This window comes from Cupriavidus sp. HY129 (genome assembly GCF_059492215.1).
The window spans coordinates 1906661-1923205 of the sequence record NZ_CP083255.1 but is presented as its reverse complement, the minus strand read 5'-3'; the positions used below and the strand labels follow the sequence as shown (position 1 = coordinate 1923205).

Genomic DNA, 16545 nt, shown 5'->3' with positions numbered 1-16545 from the left:
GGCGCCGCTATCATTCGGCCACCCAACAAAGACAACCAAGACAACCGAAGGGACAAACCCGATGAATCGTCTGACTGCACGACTGCCAGCGGCAACCCTGCTGGCCGCCGCCCTGCTCGCCTGCCCGCTGACACCCATGGCGAACGCGGCGACCATCGCCAAGCCGGAGCTCGACCAACTCGTAGCCGGTGCCACGGCAACGCCTCCAGCCAGTTTCAATGCCTTCCTCGACGCCGCGGTCAAGGCCGACCCGAAACTTGCGCCATCCGTGCGTGCCTACCGGGCGAAGCGCCCGCTTACGGGCGACGACCTCGTCAACATCGGGCGCCTGCTCGGCGTCTACAACCGCGTACACAACGGCGGTGCCGTACTCGACAGCATCAGCGAGATGGTGGCGCTGCACACGGTGCGAGACGACAAGGTGCCGCAGCACGAGAACCCCGCGATCATCGAGTTCGGCAAGCTCGTGGAGCGGATGGCCAAGGACTTTGGCCTGCACTATCGCAACATCGACAACCGCGTGTTCGAAGTCACGCTGCCCGGCACCGGCAAGGACACCTTCGGCATCCTTACCCATGCCGACGTGGTGCCCGTGGTGGCCGACGAATGGGTACTCGACGATGGCACGAAGCTCGACCCGTTCAAGGTCACGCGCGTGGGCGACTACCTCTACGGACGTGGCACGATCGACGACAAGGGCTCGATTGCCGCCGCCCTCTACGCGATGAAAACCGTGCGGGAAAGCGGCGTGCCGCTGGCGCGTTCGATCCGGCTGATGATCGAGACCACCGAGGAAACCGGTGGCGACGGCATGAAGTACTACCGCGAGAAAACCGCCCTGCCCGAGTACAACATCGTGCTCGACAGCAAGTACCCTGCCGTGGTCGCCGAGAAAGGCTCGGGCGCGCTGACCGCGCGCTTCGCGGATCAGACGGTGGACGGCAAGCAGGCGGCCATCGTGGCCATGAGCGGCGCGGCCTCGGCCAACGCGATTCCTCAGACGGCGACGGCACGCATCAGCGGCGGTGACCTGGCAGCCGTGGCCGCCGGCCTGGAAAAGGCGCGCGCCGGTTTCATCGCCCAGCATGAGGCCCAGGGCAAGTTCTCGATCGACATCGCGCGTGACGGCGACGTCATCGTCGTGAAGGTGACTGGCACGTCCGCCCATGGCTCCCGCCCCGAGGAAGGCGTGAACCCCGTGCCGCGTCTCGCGATGTTCCTGCAGTCGTCGGGCGTCGCCTTTGCGGACAACCAGTACGCCCATGCGATCCGCTACCTGACCGACCTCTATGGCACCGACTATCTCGGGGAAAAGCTCGGCGTGGCCTATCGGGATGACTTCATGGGTCCGTTGACGATCTCGCCGACGCTGATCCGCGAGCGCGGCGGCAAGCTCGAAGTCACCGCCAACGTGCGGATGCCACGCGGTTCAACGCCCGATGCCTTGCGCGCGAAGATCGCCGAGCGCGTCCAGGGCTGGGCAGCAACCACGCACACCGCGCTGGAGATCCAGCACGAACAGGGCGACTGGATGGCCCGGGATCCCAAGGGCGCCTGGCTGGCCACGTTGCTGAACATCTACGGCGATACCACCGGGCTCGAAGCCAAGCCCGTGCCGACCGCCGGCAGCACCACGGCCAAGCTGATGCCGAACGCGATCAACTTCGGGCCAGCGATGCCGGGCAAGAAGTACACCGCGCACAACGCGAAGGAGTACAAGGAAGTGGCCGACCTGAACCTGGACATGCAGATGTTCACGGAGATGCTCGTGCGCGTTGGCAATCTGAAATCGATGCAGTAAGGCCGCTCGGCTGGCCGTGCCGGGATACATCGAAGCGGTGCGGCCAGCTTGACGGATCCGCTTAGCGGGTTGCTTAGCGTAGTCGTAGCGGGTCGTTTAGCGGGAATTCCTCTTGTTGTTATCGATTTAATCTGTTTTACATGCCTTGCGGCACTGAATAGGCTTTATCCCCGTCCTCACCCCCGTGTGTGCGCCCCCGCGGCCACGGCCCAAGATAAGAACGACGGAGACAAGCCATGGAGAATCGAGTCCGGCGACGCCGGTTTCTCAAGCAGGCTGGCGCGCTGACGGCCAATGCGGTCGTCGGCACCACCGCCCTGAACGCCCTCGCCGCCAGCGGCGACAAGCAGGTCCAGCTCCCCTTCGACAACGGCGCGCGCGAGCTTGTGGCGTTTCCGCAGAAGCGGCCGCTGATCCTGCTGACCAGCCGGCCTCCGCAGCTGGAAACCCCGTTTAGCGTGTTCAACGAGGGGATTCTGACGCCCAATGACGCGTTTTTCGTGCGTTATCACTGGAGCGGCATTCCGACCTCGGTCGACCCACAGACCTATCGGCTCCGCATTGGCGGCAAGGTGAAAACGCCGCTCGAGCTATCGCTGGCCGACATCAAGGCTATCGCGCAGCCGGTGGAAGTCGTCGCCGTCAACCAGTGCTCGGGCAACAGCCGTGGCTTTCTTGCTCCGCGCGTCAATGGCGGCCAGCTCGCCAACGGCGCCATGGGCAACGCGCGCTGGACCGGCGTGCCGCTGAAGGCCGTGCTCGAACGAGCCGGCGTGCAACCCGGCGCTGTCCAGGTCAGCTTCAATGGCCTCGACCGGCCACCACTCGACAACAGCCCCGACTTCGTCAAATCGCTCGATATCGACCAGGCGCTCGATGGCGAAGTCATGCTGGCGTGGTCCATGAATGGCGAAGACTTGCCGATGCTCAATGGCTACCCGCTACGGCTGGTGGTGCCGGGCCACTACGGTACGTACTGGGTGAAACACCTTTCCGATATCACCGTTCTCGACAAACAGTTCGACGGCTTCTGGGTGCAGAGCGCCTATCGCATTCCCGACAACGCCGGGGCCAATGTCGAACCCGGCTCGGCACCGGCACGCACGCGCCCGATCGGGCGCTTCAACGTGCGCTCGTTCATCACCAGCCTGACCGAAGGCGCGACGGTCCCGTCCGGACGAGAGACCGTGGTAAGAGGCATTGCGTTCGACGGCGGCTACGGTATCGCCGAAGTCGCCTTCTCGGCCGACGGCGGCCGAAGCTGGACGGAAGCCACGCTCGGCCAGGATCTCGGCAAGTACTCGTTCCGCGAATGGCGCGCCGCATTCCGCCCGCCACGCAAGGGGGCCTATGACCTCCGGGTGCGCGCGGTCAATCGTATCGGCCAGAGCCAGCCGATGACGGCGTTGTGGAATCCGGCCGGCTACATGCGCAACGTGGTGGAAACCACGCGCGTCAAGGCAGTCTGAGGAGCCCGCCATGCAAAAGACCCCTTGGACCCCTTGCAGCCGCTTCCCGGCACGGCGCCTTGCCATCAGCCTGGCGCTGATGCTCTCCGCACTGCCCGCCGCGCACGCGCTGGAAATCCAGCTTCCCCCCGAAACCGCAAGCTATCAACCCAGCGAACTGCCCGGCTATCGGCTGGTGCAGCAGAACTGCATGACCTGCCATTCGGCGCAGTACGTGTCGACGCAGCCGCAGTCGCTGGGCCGCGCTTACTGGGATGCCACCGTCAAGAAGATGAAGACTGCCTTCGGCGCGCCACTGCGCGACGAAGACATCCCGGTGATGGCCGACTATCTGGTCCGGACCTATGGTGCGGAACGCCAGACGACCGCCGCCGCGGCCGTATCGCCTGCTCCCGCCGCATCGGCAAAGCCAGCGCCAGCCAAGGCACACGACGCCAGCAGCCTCCTCGCGACCAACAACTGCCTCGCCTGCCACGCCGTGGACAAGAAGGTGGTGGGCCCCGCATTCCACGATGTTGCCGCGAAATACGCCGGCCAGGCCGATGCCGTCAACACCGTGATGCGTAGCATCCGCGCCGGAGGCAGCGGCAAATGGGGAAGCGTGCCGATGCCGCCGTTCGCGGATGTCAGCGACGCCGACCTGCGCGAACTGGCTGGCTGGGTACTCGGGCGCTAAAGGACGGCGTTCAGAAGCCCAGGTCGCTCAGGCCCGGATGGTCATCGGGCCGGCGACCGAGCGGCCAGTGGTACTTGCGATCGCTCTCGCGGATCGGCGCGTCATTGATGGATGCATGACGCTGCCGCATCAGGCCGTACTCGTCGAATTCCCAATTCTCGTTGCCATACGAGCGGAACCAGTTGCCCGAATCATCGTGCCACTCGTAGGCAAACCGCACCGCGATGCGATTGCCCTCGTACGCCCAAAGCTCCTTGATCAGCCGGTAGTCCAGTTCCTTCTGCCATTTGCGGGTAAGAAAGGCCTGAATCTGCTCGCGGCCATGCACGAACTCGGCACGATTGCGCCAGGCGCTGTCGATCGTATAGGCCAAGGCCACACGGGCCGGATCGCGCGTATTCCAGCCGTCTTCGGCTGCACGCACCTTGGCGATGGCGCTTTCACGGGTAAACGGCGGCAGCGGCGGCCGGACTTCGGGGACGTTCGACATCGAGGGACTCCTTCCTGCGTGTGATCAGATGGGGGTGATACAGATCTGTCTACACAGTGTATGTAGACAGATCTGTATGTCAAGCAGGAATGCCCCGACTCCGGGATACGGCGAGTCAGCCGATCACATGCGAACAGCCAGGGCGACGGGTTGCAGGTCCGCCAGATACCGGTGGATCTGCGCAACGACCGCCGCGCCCTCACCCACGGCGGCGGCCACGCGCTTGGTCGAACCGGATCGCACGTCTCCGATCGCGAACACGCCCGGCACGCTCGTCTCAAGCGTGAAGTCGGCGCGTTCGGTGCAGGAGCGATGGGCCTCGTATCCGGTCAGCACGAAACCCTTGGCATCGGTCTCCACATTGCAGGCGCGCAACCATTCGGTGTTGGGCGCCGCGCCGATGAACAGGAATACGTGGCGCATCGGCACAGAAATGCAGTCGGCACCCTGCGTTTGCTCCCGATAGCGCACGATCGACAGCCACTCCTCGCCCTCCAGCGCGGTGATCTGGGCGTGCGTGTGCAATGTGACGTTGGGGAGGCTGCGGATGCGGTCGATCAGATAGCGCGACATCGTTGCCTCGAGCCCTTCGCCGCGCACGAGGATGTGCACCTCCCTGGCGTGGGACGCCAGGAACACCGCTGCCTGGCCGGCCGAGTTACCGCCGCCGACGAGCATCGCGTGTTCGTCCTTGCACAGCTTGGCTTCTACCGGCGAAGCCCAGTAGTAGACGCCACGGCCTTCATAGCGATCGAGCGAGTCGATCTCCGCGCGACGGTACTGCGCGCCGGTGGCGATCACAACGGTACGCGTGGGAATCTGACGACCGTCCGACAGTTCGATCCGGATCGGATTCTCACCACAATGCAACGCCTTTGCTTCCAGTGGAATCGCCAGATGCGCACCGAACTTGAGCGCCTGGACGAAGGCCCGCCCCGCCAGCGCCTGCCCGGAAATGCCGGTGGGAAAACCCAGGTAGTTCTCGATCCGGGCGCTCGCGCCAGCTTGCCCGCCCGGCGAGCGGCAATCGATCACGGCCACGGACAACCCTTCGGACGCCGCATAGACGGCCGTGGCCAGCCCCGCCGGGCCTGCGCCGACGACGATCACGTCATAGACATGCTCGGGATCGAACTCGGGAACCAGGCCAAGGCAACTGGCAAGCTGGCCCTCATCCGGCGCGCGCAGGATGCTGCCATCCGGGCAGATCACCATCGGAAAATCGCTCTGCGGCGCATTGCTGAGATCGAGCAGACAGGTGGAGTCGTGATCCGTCTCGATATCGATCACCTTGTGCGGGTGGCCGTTACGACGCAGGAACGCCTGCAGCGCCAGCAACAAGGGCTGCGTGCCACGTCCCACAAGCACCGGGCCACTGCCGCGCTCGATCAGGCCAACCCGGCGCAGGATCAGCGCCCGCATGATGCGCTCGCCCAGATCGGCCTCTGCCACCAGCAGCGCGCGCAGGCGCTCGGGGACAATCACCAGCGCGACGGTATCCTCGATGGCCAAGGCGTCGACCAGCGCCGGCTTGCCGGTCAGTTGCCCGACCTCCGCCAGAAACTGGCCGGGCCCTTCCTCGGTAATGGTGCTGCGGTTACCCAGCCCGTCCCGCTGGATGATGCGCGCGCGGCCGGACAGGACGACGTACATCCCGCGCCCCACGTCGCCCGTCGAGAAGAGCATCTCGCCAGCGCGCCACGATCTGACTTCGCCGAAACGGTGAATGCGCTCGATTTCGGCCGCCGTCAGCGTTGGAAACATCTGGTGGCTGCGGGATTCCAGTAGCGAGTACGGCGCCTCCAGCCCGGAAACCGGCTCGTGACCACCGTCGCCACCCGAGGTATCAGGATTGGCATCGGTCTCCGATGTCGCCCGCGTCATCTCCATGCTTCCCCCTTGCAATCGTGTGGTGGCCGGATGCTCCGGCCGCGCAAGGATTGATGGTAGTCATGCCTCGCGCCTCGCACCAAGTACACATGAAGATTTTAGGCAGCGGCGGCAGGAAAGACCCGCCGGATCACCTGCCCCGCGGCGGAAATGTCGAACTCGCCGTTCCATGAAAAAACCGACTTGATACCAGTGATTTAAATCATGGTGAGAATATTAAGCGGTAGCTACACTGTGCTGCGCGCCTGTTGACACGCAACGTCCGCCGCGATTCACAAGGTCCGCTGGCGGAGAACCAGACAGCCCCCAAGCAAGCAAGGAGACGAGATGTACCGCGATCGCATTCGCCTGGCAGACCTGCAGAACAGGATCATGTCGGCCGATCAAGCTGCAGCACTGATTCAGGATGGCATGACGGTAGGGATGAGCGGGTTCACCCGCGCAGGCGACTGCAAGGCCGTACCGGTGGCGCTGGCGCGCCGCGCTGCCACCGATCCGCTACAGATCACGCTGATCACGGGCGCATCTCTCGGTAACGACACCGACAAGATCCTGGCGGAGAGCAATGTGCTTGCCCGCCGCCTGCCTTTCCAGTCCGACTCCACGCTGCGCCGCAAGATCAACGACGGCGAGGTGATGTTCATCGACCAGCATCTGGGTGAAACCGTCGAGCAGCTACGCAGCGGCCAGATCGCACCCGTCGATATCGCGGTTATCGAAGCCACGGCTATCACCGAGACGGGTGGCATCGTGCCCACCACGTCGGTCGGCAACTCCGCCAGCTTCGCGATGATGGCGAAGAAGGTGATCGTCGAACTGAACCTGAACATGCCGACCGGGCTGGAGGGGCTGCATGACATCGCGTTCCCGGTACAACGCCCGTATCGCCAGCCAATTCCATTGATCGCCGTCGAGCAACGCATCGGCCTGCCGTACATCCCCGTCGATCCGTCGCGCATCGCCGCGATCGTGATCACCCAGCGCGACGACAGCCCGTCGAACGCGCTGCCGCCCGATGGCGAAACGCGCCAGATCGCCGGACACCTGAATGCGCTGCTCGATCGTGAAGTGCGCGCCGGACGGCTCTCGACGTCGCTGCAGCCGCTGCAGGCCGGTATTGGCACGATCGCCAACGCCGTACTGCACGGGCTGGCCGACTCGCCGTTCCATGATCTGACCATGTACTCGGAAGTCCTGCAGGACAGCACGATCGCGCTGATCGACGCAGGCAAGCTGCGCTTTGCCTCGGCATCGTCGATGACGCTGTCGGCACCCGTGTATCGCCGCGTGCTCGATGATATCGAGCGCTACAAATCGCGTCTGATCCTGCGCCCGCAAGAGATCAGCAACCACCCCGAAATTCTGCGCCGCCTGGGCCTGATCACGATCAACACCGCGCTCGAGTGCGACATCTATGGCAACGTGAACTCGACGCACGTTGGCGGCACGCACATGATGAACGGTATCGGCGGCTCGGGCGATTTCGCGCGCAATGCGTACCTGTCGGTGTTCGTCACCAAATCGGTGGCCAAGGACGGCAAGATCTCCAGCATCGTGCCGATGGTCTCGCACGTCGACAACAGCGAGCACGACGTCGACATCCTCGTTACCGAACACGGACTGGCCGACCTGCGCGGACTGGCACCGCGCGAGCGAGCGCTGCAGGTCATCAACAACTGCGCCGACCCCGCCTACCGCGACGGACTGCTCGACTACTTCCGCCGCGCCTGCCTCCGTGGTGGCCAGACGCCTCATCTGCTCGAGGAAGCGTTCGCCTGGCACATCAACTACCGCGAGCAAGGCACCATGCAGCCGCAGGGACAGCTTGGCAAGGCCGCCAACGAAGCGCTGGCGGCCTAAGCCAAGGCCTTGCCCTTCAGTCTTCCATCAACACCCGGAGCATCCGCTCCGGGTCGACCAGAAAGTCACGCGTGATCTGGTAGTGCTCCGTGTCCTGATAGGCGATTGGCTCGATGCCGCGCGCCGAGCACTGGTAGATGCATGCATCGGGATAAGCCATCAGGATGGGCGAGTGCGTGGCGATCACGAACTGCGATCCTTCCCGCACCAAGTCGTGCAGCCGCGAAATCACCGCCAACTGCCTTGCCGGCGATAGCGCAGCCTCCGGCTCGTCGAGGATATAGAGCCCCTTCCCCTGGAAGCGCTCGGTCAGCAGCGTCAGGAAAGCCTCCCCATGTGACTGCTCATGCAATGAGTGGCCACCATACGAGTTGATCACCGGCGCGCCTAGCCCGGGTTCCGCATCAAGCCGTTCAATCTCCGTCGCAACGTTGTAGAAGCTCTCCGCGCGCAGGAAATAGCCCGTGCGCGGCCGGCGGACGCCTTTGGCGATGCGCAGGTACTCGTGAAGATCGGAATGCGACGCGCGCGTGGCGAAACTGAAGTTGCGACTGCCACCTTCGGCATTGAAGCCGAGCGCCACCGCAATCCCTTCCAGCAGCGTCGACTTTCCGGAACCGTTTTCTCCAACAAGGAACGTCACGCCAGGGTGCAAATCGAGCGTCTCCAACTCGCGCACGGCTGGCAACGAGAACGGATAGCGATCGAAGCCCGGAACCTTGTCCCGAAGCAAGGTTACGCGGCTGACGTATTGGCTGGACAGCATGTGCTTGGCGAGGAAGTCATTCAGACGACCGCAATGTTTGCACATCTTGCTCCGCCCCCTTATCTGCTGGCCAACTTAAAGGCTGCCGGAAGCCTTTCTAGGCCGTTAATTGCACATTTCAATCTGCATGAGCTGGTTGAACGCCTGGGCGCAGACGGATGCGATGATGCGCTCACGGCTGTCGGCCTGCCGGGTCGCCTTGCCTTGCTGTTCACGCGCGAAACGCCCTGCGCACGCGATGCCATTCTGAGTGCCCTTGCCGAGGTTTGGCGAATCGCACCGTCCGCGCAATTGACCGAACTAGTCGCATAATTGCCGGTGCCATCCCTTCCCTTTGGGACTGCCCGGAAGTGGCCTATGCTGTCCTCACGACCATCACGCGACAACATTGACGGGCGCCCCGCCTTTCATACCGATATCCATGGAAAAGACTGCATTCGTATTCGCCGGCGGTGGCAGCCTGGGCGCCATCGAGGTCGGCATGCTGCGGGAACTGGTGAAATGGGGTGTGGCACCGGACCTTGTCATCGGCGCATCTGCGGGCGCGATCAACGGGGCCTACTTTGCATGCAACCCCCATGCCGAAGGTACCGCCCGGCTGGAATCGCTGTGGCGGAGCATCACCAGGGCGGAAGTCTTGCCATGGTCGTGGCGCAGCATGTTCGGGATGATCGCTGGCAACCGGGGACACCTCGTGGAATCCTTCGGCTTGCGGCGCCTGCTCAATCGCAACTTTGGCGCGGCCAGGCTTGAAGAGTCCGCCGTACCGCTTTATGTGGTCGCCACGGACATGCAGACAGGTGCCGAAGTCGTGCTCTCCGCGGGCAACATCGTCGATGCAGTGCTGGCCAGCGCCGCCATTCCCGGTGTCTTTCCGCCGGTGGAAGTCGGTGGCCGCAAGCTGATCGACGGTGGCGTCGCCAACAATACCCCTGTATCCACCGCCATCCGGCTGGGCGCAACCCGCATCATCGTGCTGCCAGCCGGCTTTGCCTGCGCCGAACGCAGGCCGCCACGCGGGGCCGTCGAGCACGCCTTCAATGCCCTGTCGCTGCTAGTGGCGCGGCAGCTCGTGTATGACCTGGAACGCTGGTCGGAGCGGGCCCAGATCGCGGTGGTGCCACCGCTTTGCCCGCTAGATATCTCGCCTTATGACTACACTCGCTGCGGCGAACTGATCGAGCGTGCGGCCGAGGCAACGGTGGCCTGGCTGCGTGCGGACGGCCTGTCCAGCCGACGCGTGCCGGGCGCGCTGGAGCCCCATACGCACGACGAAGCGTCGCCAAGCTGCAGCACGGACCTGCTTGGCCCCGCCAGTGGGCACGCTCATGCCAAGCAGCATGGGCACAGCCATCCACACTGATATCTCAAGCGCACGCAGCAGCTGGCCGTAAAATCGTGGCTGACCAATCAAATTCAGAAGCCACAGCTACTCGATGAAGACGTTTGCCTTGTTCTGCGCCGCCCTGCTAACCAGCGCGGTAACCCACGCTGAAACCCTCAATACTGCCGCGCCGCTCGGCGTCGAACTGGGAAAAACGACGTGCGCGCGTATGCCGTCGGGCCCCAATCGCACCAAGACCGGCACCTCGCCCTGGGCTGGCGGCGACACCATCGAAATCCGGAATCTGGAACGATTCAAGCTGCCAGGCCTGACCAAGGCGACGGTCAACTGCGACCAGCATGACACGGTGGCGCTCGTCACCTTGAACTTTGACCGGTCGGCAATGGACGATGTCGTCCGGCAACTCGATGCGCGGTATGAGTCCAAACGCAAGACCGATGCCAATGCCGAGAATGGCTATGCGGAATGGGCGGCGGCAAACGGCGGCATCGAAATGCTCTACGCCCGCGATGGCAAGGCGCTCGTCGTGGCCTACTGGGCCAAGGGCGCGAAGGCCAAGTACTTCTCGTACAGCTCGACACGCAATAAGCAGCCGCCTGCGGCCACCACCCCACAAGGTCAACTCTGATCTTGCTCAGAATCTTGGGTGCAACGATCTATTAATGATTATTTTGACCGAAATGATCATTAAGCTACTCATCTCACCTTGAAGAACGCGCGACAACTTGCTACTCTTTCTATGCATTTACGCATAAATGAGTAGCATAATGAGCACAGCCTTACAGAGCGAACTAGAATCAGCCCGTCGTGCCGCCGGCGTCAGCCAACAGGAACTCGCGTCACGGGCAGGCCTGTCGCGGATGACCGTTCAGCGCACGGAAAGCCATGAGATCGATCCCAGGCTATCCACCGTCGTCGAAATGGCACGCGCCCTGGGCATGGACGTCATGCTTGTGCCGACGGTGCTACGGCCAGATCTCGAGAATTTCGTCCGCGCCGGTGGCAAGTATCTCGCCCAACCTCCGGGCGGCGATGCCCCGCCGTCGGTCGTCGACACCCTGATCGCGAAATGACCACGTCGATCCGCTATCTGCGCCTGTTTCTCTACACTGCTACCGGGCGCCGTGGCATCGGCTACCTGTCCCAGTACGGCGACATCCTCCGGATCTCTTTCGACCGTGATTACATCGAGGACGAGAATCGCCCCACGTTGTCGCTCGGATACGTCGGTGAGACAGAGGCGGCTACGCGGGCGATCCTCACGGCGCTACGGGACGTCCGAGTGGTCCGCACGGATGGTCACTGGCCGGTGTTCTTCCAGAACCTCCTGCCGGAGGGCCACAATCGCGAGCGCCTGGCCAGCGAGCGCGGTTGCAGCACGGAAGACGAGTTCGAACTGCTGGCGGCGGCCGGTCACGACTTGCCGGGCGCGGTGGAAGTCGAACCCGTTCCGCCCGCCGAAGGCGTGCCCCAGATCGTGCGCAACTGGCACACCGCGCTAGGGCTCGATGTGCTGGAACCCGGCTTCGTCGAAGACCCGGTGGAAGACGCCGCGGCCATCCCCGGCGTGGTCACGAAATTCTCGGCCATCCAGCAGGGACGGCGTTACGTGGTCAAGCGCCACGGCGAGGCTGGCGACTTCATCCTCAAGCTGCCATCGACGCGCCATCCCGATCTGGTCGAGAACGAATTCACGGGTTACCAGCTATGCGGGGCCCTGGGGCTCGATTGCGCAGAGGCAACAGTCATCTCGCGCGAGGAAGCCGAGCTACCCGAGCAGGTGCCCTTCCAGCGCATTCTGGCCGTCAAGCGCTTCGATCGCGCCCCTGGCGGGCATCGCGTTCACATGGAGGAGTTCGCGCAGATTCTCGGGTACGCACCGCGGAACAAGTACGGTCGCGCGCTCGCGCTCGACTACGGCAATATGCTTCGCGTCCTCGATCGACTGTCGGCGCGCCCCGCACCCGACGTCCAGGAGTTCATCAAGCGTTTCGTTGCATTCCTGTTGATGGGCAACACCGACGCCCATCTGAAAAATTGGGCAGTCCGCTATCCGGACGGCCGGGCGCCTGTCCTCTCGCCGCTCTACGACCCCGTATGCGTGACGGCGTTTTTCGACGACGTTCCCGTGACGGACTACGGCATCAATCGCGCGATCGACAAGACCCTGCGCGCCTATACGTTCGACGACCTCGACGCCATGGTGCGCTCCGCCGGCCTGCTCAGGCGCTCGCGCCTGCTGTCGATCGCGAGGGAAACCGTGCGTCAGGCTCAAGCCGATTGGCCACGCATTCTGGAGGACGCGCCCGAAGGTGTCCGCCGCGCCGTGTCGGAGCGTCTCGCCGGTGGCGTGGCACTGACCCGGGCCTGACGCCAAATGCGCTAAATGCGCCAAGTGCGGACACAGTGCCCGCTACCTGGATCAGGCCGTAGCGCCGCCGTCGAGCCCGATCGTCTGCCCGGAGATATAGCGTCCCGCGGGCGATGCCAGCAGCACGGCCAACCCCGCCACGTCGTGCGCCTCGGCAATGCGCCGCATCGGGATGGAAGCAGACAACGCCTTCTCGCGGTCGGGGTTGCCCCATAGCGCATCACGCGAAAAATCGGTGCGGACCGGACCCGGATTGATGCTGTTCACATTGATGTTGTGCGGTCCGAGCGTATGAGCGAGGCTGCGCATCGCCAGATCGACGGCCCCCTTCGAGATGCTGTACAGCGGCAACAGCGCGGATCCCCGACGTGCCGCGATGCTCGACATGAAGATGATCGAGCCATCGTTGCGGGAAATCATCTGCGGCGCCAGTGCATTGACGAGCACGAGATTGCCGCGCACGTTGCCCGCCATCACCGCGTCGAAGTCCTCAGGCCCCTGCTCCAGGATTGAACCGGCCACACCACTGCCCGCAGCATTCAGGATTAACGCGTCCACGCGGCCGAACGTCTCCAGCACCCGGTCGGCAAAGGCCCGCACGCTGGCGGTATCGGCGATGTCGCAGGCGAGGCCAGTGGCGTCGATGCCCTCCGACTTCAGTTCGGCGGCAATTTTCTCGCTGACCGCCGCGTCGCGCCCAGACACCACCACCCGGGCCCCGGATGCGCCAAGGGCTCGCGCCATTTCCAGACCCATCCCCTTGGTGGACCCCGTGACGACCGCGACGCGGCCGGACATATCGAACAGCTTGTACATGAGTGGAACTCCTGTCACTGATCAGGTTAGGTAGAAGTCGATCTCGCAATTTGGATGACGCCCAACATCTATTGAATAAAGTATGTTCATCATCTAAACTCGCGTCAAGCAAGGATTCACGATCGGGAATGAAGGAGATCGTTATATGGCGCGCGCATCACGAGCGGTTGCAGAGCAGCACAAGGCAGCCATTGAGGCGGCATCGGCCCGGCTGTTCCGGGAACATGGGTTGCATGGTGTGTCGGTCGCGCAGGTCATGGCCGATGCCGGGCTCACCCATGGCGGGTTCTACGGCCACTTCCCTTCCCGGGACGCGCTGGTCGCCCGGGCCTGCGCCTTGGCGTTCGAGGAGTCGGCGACACGCTGGCGGCAACGCATCGATCAGGCGCAAGGTGACCGGAAAGCGGCACGCCGGAATCTGGTCGTGCAATACCTGAGCACAACCCATCGGGATGCAGCAGGCCGGGGATGCGCCGCCTCGGCGCTCGCCGGCGACGTGGCACGCGAGGCCAGCGACAAGCCTGTACACGATGCGTATCTGCACGGCCTCAAGTCACTGATCGACATCTGGCAGTCCACCGCGCCGGATGGCGACGATGCCGCCAGCGACTCGGCACTGGTCGATCTCGCCACACTGGTCGGCGCCATCACCATCGCGCGTGCAACGCGCGGCGACGCCCTTTCCGACGACATCCTCGCCGCAGCCCGAGACCGCCTGCTGGCCAGCCACGAACCCACAGACGCCTGACCGCAGGCCGCACCCATTCTCATTGCCCCCAGGGGAGACCCATGTTTGCACAAGCCCTATCGAACCGGCTCGACCGGCGTGGCATCCACTATGCGTGGATCGTCGCAGCCATCACGTTCAGCGTGATGCTCACCACTGCCGCCGCGCTCGGCCTGCCCGGCGCCTTTCTCAAGCCGCTGACCAGCGAGATGGGCTGGAGCACGGATCAGGTCTCGTCGATCCTCGCGGTGCGGTTTGCGCTGTTTGGTTTGATGGCGCCGTTCTCGGCGCTGCTGATGGATCGCTTCGGCGTCCGCAACGTGGTCTGCGTGGCGCTGGCGTTGATTGCCGGGGCCATGGCGCTGGCCACGGTATCGACGCAGCTTTGGCAGTTGTTCATCGCGTGGGGGCTGATGCTCGGTATCGGGTCGGGCATGACGGCGATGGTGCTTGCCGCGCTCGTCGCCAACCGCTGGTTCACGGCGCGGCGCGGGCTGGTGATCGGCATGTTGACCGCCAGCTCCGCCACCGGCCAGCTTGCATTCCTGCCGGCGGCCGCCTGGCTGATCGAACACATGGGCTGGCGCTTTGCCGTGCTGCCGGTGCTGTTTGCCTGCGGCACGCTGGCGCTCCTCGTGTTCGCCTTCATGCGCAATCGCCCCGCCGACGTCGGCCTGGTGCCGTTCGGGGAATTGCCCGGCACGGCGCCCGCCGCCACGGCACCGGCCATGCCGCTGACATGGCGCGGGCCGTTCGTGGTGTTGCGCGACGCGGCGCGCACACAAACGTTCTGGATCCTGGCTGGCACCTTCTTTATCTGCGGGCTATCGACCAATGGCCTGATCCAGACGCACTTCATCGCGCTATGCGCGGATTTCGGGATGTCGCCGGTACCAGCCGCATCGGCACTGGCCATGATGGGCGCGTTCGACTTCGTCGGGACGATCCTCTCGGGCTGGCTGTCGGACCGCTATGACAACCGCAAGCTGCTGTTCTGGTACTACGTGCTGCGTGGGTTGTCGCTGTTCTGGCTGCCGCACTCGGAGTTCACGCTCTACGGTCTGTCGGTGTTCGCGATGTTCTATGGACTCGACTGGGTGGCCACGGTGCCGCCGACGATCAAGCTGGCTGGCACCACATTCGGGAGAGAACGTGCTGCGATGGTATTCGGCTGGATCTTCGCCGCGCATCAGATCGGCGCGGCAACGGCGGCATTCGGTGCGGGACTGTCGCGCACGGCCTGGCTGACCTACTCGCCGGCGCTTTACGTGGCCGGTGCCGCATGTATCGTCGCCGGACTGCTCGCATTGATGGTACGGCGCCCGGCCCCTCGGGCAGATGGCGTCACGCCGCAAGCGGCTGGCGCCTGAAGGCGCCTGAGCGCGCCGGAAGGCAACACTAGCGTTCGTGGCAGGCCGCCACGAACGCATCGATCAGCGCTGCCGCGCTGGCACGCTTCAACGCCGATTGCCGGACCAGCACGCCGATCTCCCGATACATCGGCATACCCGGCATCGGCACCTGCTCGACATTCGGGGTCTGCGCCAGCGGCACAAGCTCGCAAGGAATGATCGCGCAACCGAGCCCCTCGCCAACCATCTGCAGGATGACTGCAGGCTCGTCCAACTCCATGCCCTCGCGTACCCAAAGGCGGTGCCGTTTGAGATAGCGGTCCACGAGTTGCCCGCCGGTCGAGTGGCGGTTGTATCGGATAAACGGGACTGTCGACAGCAGCGTCTTCAGGTCGGCCGGCGCCCCCTTCGGCGCCACCGCCACGAAGCGCTCCTTCACCAGCGGCACCCACTTCAGTTCGGGTGGAATGCCGAGCCGCGGCTTGACCAGCACCGCAATATCCAGCTCTCGGGCATCGACCTGCGTCAGCAACTGCGTCGACATGCCCGGCACGATATTGACGTGGGTGTCAGGAAACGCGACGCGAAAACGTTGCATGGCACGCGGCAACAGACTGGCCTGAACAGTCGATACCGCCCCCAAATCCAGCGGCGCCGTATCGCGCTGCAGTCGCGCGCCCTTCATCGACTCGTAGAGCGCAACGATGCGCGAGGCGTCCGCCAGCATCTGCCGGCCCTCCTCGCTCAGGGTCACCGATTTGCCCGATCGATCAAACAACGTGCAGCCGAGGTCTTCTTCCAACCGGCGGATCTGGGTGCTGACGGCCGACTGCGTCAGCCCGAGCCGCGCGCCGGCGGACGAGAACGAACCGGTTTCGGCGGCTACGAGAAAGGTCTTGAAATAGCGAAGCAAGGCGGGATTCAAGCATCGAAATTTTCGATGCTCAGTCAAAAAATGATTCGTTTCATATTACGAGTTCTG

General features: G+C 64.1%; 16 protein-coding genes. 11 read left to right on the top strand and 5 right to left on the bottom strand.

What is annotated here, in order from left to right; genetic code table 11:
• The first annotated feature begins 61 nt into the window (after positions 1-61).
• The 3 genes from K6G35_RS24945 (at position 62) to sorB (ending at position 3946) form a co-directional block, all read left to right on the top strand.
• Positions 62-1801 (top strand): dipeptidase, encoded by a 1740-nt coding sequence (locus tag K6G35_RS24945; RefSeq protein WP_495676499.1) that lies wholly within the window; start codon positions 62-64, stop codon positions 1799-1801.
• Positions 1802-2037: 236 nt separating this feature from the next.
• Positions 2038-3270 (top strand): SorA family sulfite dehydrogenase catalytic subunit, encoded by a 1233-nt coding sequence (gene sorA, locus K6G35_RS24940; RefSeq protein WP_008645771.1) that lies wholly within the window; start codon positions 2038-2040, stop codon positions 3268-3270.
• A gap of 10 nt (positions 3271-3280) precedes the next feature.
• Complete coding sequence (sorB, locus tag K6G35_RS24935) at positions 3281-3946, top strand: SorB family sulfite dehydrogenase c-type cytochrome subunit (RefSeq protein WP_286881295.1); 666 nt, start codon at positions 3281-3283, stop codon at positions 3944-3946.
• 10 nt (positions 3947-3956) lie between these two features.
• Here sorB and K6G35_RS24930 read toward each other — a convergent pair whose 3' ends face one another.
• Positions 3957-4436 carry a nuclear transport factor 2 family protein gene (locus K6G35_RS24930; RefSeq protein ID WP_286881296.1) on the bottom strand — a complete coding sequence of 160 codons (480 nt, stop codon included), beginning with the start codon at positions 4434-4436 and terminating at the stop codon, positions 3957-3959.
• 123 nt (positions 4437-4559) lie between these two features.
• On the bottom strand, positions 4560-6326 hold the full coding sequence (locus K6G35_RS24925) for an FAD-dependent oxidoreductase (protein WP_286881297.1): 1767 nt from the start codon (positions 6324-6326) through the stop codon (positions 4560-4562).
• 327 nt (positions 6327-6653) lie between these two features.
• Here K6G35_RS24925 and scpC point away from each other — a divergent pair, with 327 nt between their 5' ends.
• A complete protein-coding gene (gene scpC, locus K6G35_RS24920) occupies positions 6654-8186 on the top strand; it encodes a succinyl-CoA:acetate CoA-transferase ScpC (RefSeq protein ID WP_008645781.1) in 1533 nt (510 codons plus the stop codon).
• A 16-nt stretch (positions 8187-8202) separates the two neighbouring features.
• Here scpC and K6G35_RS24915 read toward each other — a convergent pair whose 3' ends face one another.
• Positions 8203-8952, bottom strand: coding sequence for an AAA family ATPase (locus K6G35_RS24915; protein WP_495676498.1), 750 nt, complete (start codon positions 8950-8952; stop codon positions 8203-8205).
• 33 nt (positions 8953-8985) lie between these two features.
• On the opposite strand from K6G35_RS24915, the gene K6G35_RS24910 reads away from it, so the two are divergent.
• From K6G35_RS24910 to K6G35_RS24890, 5 genes are all read left to right on the top strand, one after another.
• Positions 8986-9264, top strand: coding sequence for a hypothetical protein (locus K6G35_RS24910; protein ID WP_200876305.1), 279 nt, complete (start codon positions 8986-8988; stop codon positions 9262-9264).
• Positions 9265-9373: 109 nt separating this feature from the next.
• A complete protein-coding gene (locus tag K6G35_RS24905; RefSeq protein ID WP_008645787.1) occupies positions 9374-10315 on the top strand; it encodes a patatin-like phospholipase family protein in 942 nt (313 codons plus the stop codon).
• A 73-nt stretch (positions 10316-10388) separates the two neighbouring features.
• Positions 10389-10925: a hypothetical protein gene (locus tag K6G35_RS24900; protein ID WP_495676497.1), complete on the top strand. Its 537-nt coding sequence runs from the start codon at positions 10389-10391 to the stop codon at positions 10923-10925.
• A 139-nt stretch (positions 10926-11064) separates the two neighbouring features.
• The gene (locus K6G35_RS24895) at positions 11065-11370 is read left to right on the top strand and encodes a helix-turn-helix transcriptional regulator (RefSeq protein ID WP_035883788.1); all 306 of its coding nucleotides are present in this window, start codon (positions 11065-11067) and stop codon (positions 11368-11370) included.
• Positions 11367-12668, top strand: a complete 1302-nt coding sequence (locus tag K6G35_RS24890) for a type II toxin-antitoxin system HipA family toxin (protein WP_495676496.1) — start codon at positions 11367-11369, stop codon at positions 12666-12668. The genes K6G35_RS24895 and K6G35_RS24890 overlap by 4 nt, the downstream gene beginning before the upstream one ends.
• Positions 12669-12719: 51 nt before the next feature.
• On the opposite strand, the gene K6G35_RS24885 is transcribed toward K6G35_RS24890, so the two are convergent.
• On the bottom strand, positions 12720-13484 hold the full coding sequence (locus K6G35_RS24885) for an SDR family NAD(P)-dependent oxidoreductase (RefSeq protein WP_495676495.1): 765 nt from the start codon (positions 13482-13484) through the stop codon (positions 12720-12722).
• A gap of 145 nt (positions 13485-13629) precedes the next feature.
• Here K6G35_RS24885 and K6G35_RS24880 point away from each other — a divergent pair, with 145 nt between their 5' ends.
• Positions 13630-14232, top strand: coding sequence for a TetR family transcriptional regulator (locus tag K6G35_RS24880; RefSeq protein WP_286881300.1), 603 nt, complete (start codon positions 13630-13632; stop codon positions 14230-14232).
• 41 nt (positions 14233-14273) lie between these two features.
• The gene (locus K6G35_RS24875) at positions 14274-15581 is read left to right on the top strand and encodes an MFS transporter (RefSeq protein WP_035883792.1); all 1308 of its coding nucleotides are present in this window, start codon (positions 14274-14276) and stop codon (positions 15579-15581) included.
• 28 nt (positions 15582-15609) lie between these two features.
• On the opposite strand, the gene K6G35_RS24870 is transcribed toward K6G35_RS24875, so the two are convergent.
• A complete protein-coding gene (locus K6G35_RS24870) occupies positions 15610-16476 on the bottom strand; it encodes a LysR family transcriptional regulator (RefSeq protein WP_017513109.1) in 867 nt (288 codons plus the stop codon).
• Between the last annotated feature and the right edge of the window lie 69 nt (positions 16477-16545).

Excerpts from the sequence above, each read along its gene's own strand:
- sorB (WP_286881295.1), top strand. The coding sequence starts at position 3,281 with ATGCAAAAGACCCCTTGGACCCCTTGCAGCCGCTTCCCGGCACGGCGC.
- K6G35_RS24880 (WP_286881300.1), top strand. The coding sequence starts at position 13,630 with ATGGCGCGCGCATCACGAGCGGTTGCAGAGCAGCACAAGGCAGCCATT.
- K6G35_RS24905 (WP_008645787.1), top strand. The coding sequence starts at position 9,374 with ATGGAAAAGACTGCATTCGTATTCGCCGGCGGTGGCAGCCTGGGCGCC.
- K6G35_RS24925 (WP_286881297.1), bottom strand. The coding sequence starts at position 6,326 with ATGGAGATGACGCGGGCGACATCGGAGACCGATGCCAATCCTGATACC.
- K6G35_RS24930 (WP_286881296.1), bottom strand. The coding sequence starts at position 4,436 with ATGTCGAACGTCCCCGAAGTCCGGCCGCCGCTGCCGCCGTTTACCCGT.
- K6G35_RS24890 (WP_495676496.1), top strand. The coding sequence starts at position 11,367 with ATGACCACGTCGATCCGCTATCTGCGCCTGTTTCTCTACACTGCTACC.
- scpC (WP_008645781.1), top strand. The coding sequence starts at position 6,654 with ATGTACCGCGATCGCATTCGCCTGGCAGACCTGCAGAACAGGATCATG.
- K6G35_RS24915 (WP_495676498.1), bottom strand. The coding sequence starts at position 8,952 with ATGCTGTCCAGCCAATACGTCAGCCGCGTAACCTTGCTTCGGGACAAG.
- K6G35_RS24885 (WP_495676495.1), bottom strand. The coding sequence starts at position 13,484 with ATGTACAAGCTGTTCGATATGTCCGGCCGCGTCGCGGTCGTCACGGGG.
- sorA (WP_008645771.1), top strand. The coding sequence starts at position 2,038 with ATGGAGAATCGAGTCCGGCGACGCCGGTTTCTCAAGCAGGCTGGCGCG.
- K6G35_RS24900 (WP_495676497.1), top strand. The coding sequence starts at position 10,389 with ATGAAGACGTTTGCCTTGTTCTGCGCCGCCCTGCTAACCAGCGCGGTA.
- K6G35_RS24945 (WP_495676499.1), top strand. The coding sequence starts at position 62 with ATGAATCGTCTGACTGCACGACTGCCAGCGGCAACCCTGCTGGCCGCC.
- K6G35_RS24910 (WP_200876305.1), top strand. The coding sequence starts at position 8,986 with ATGTTTGCACATCTTGCTCCGCCCCCTTATCTGCTGGCCAACTTAAAG.
- K6G35_RS24895 (WP_035883788.1), top strand. The coding sequence starts at position 11,065 with ATGAGCACAGCCTTACAGAGCGAACTAGAATCAGCCCGTCGTGCCGCC.
- K6G35_RS24875 (WP_035883792.1), top strand. The coding sequence starts at position 14,274 with ATGTTTGCACAAGCCCTATCGAACCGGCTCGACCGGCGTGGCATCCAC.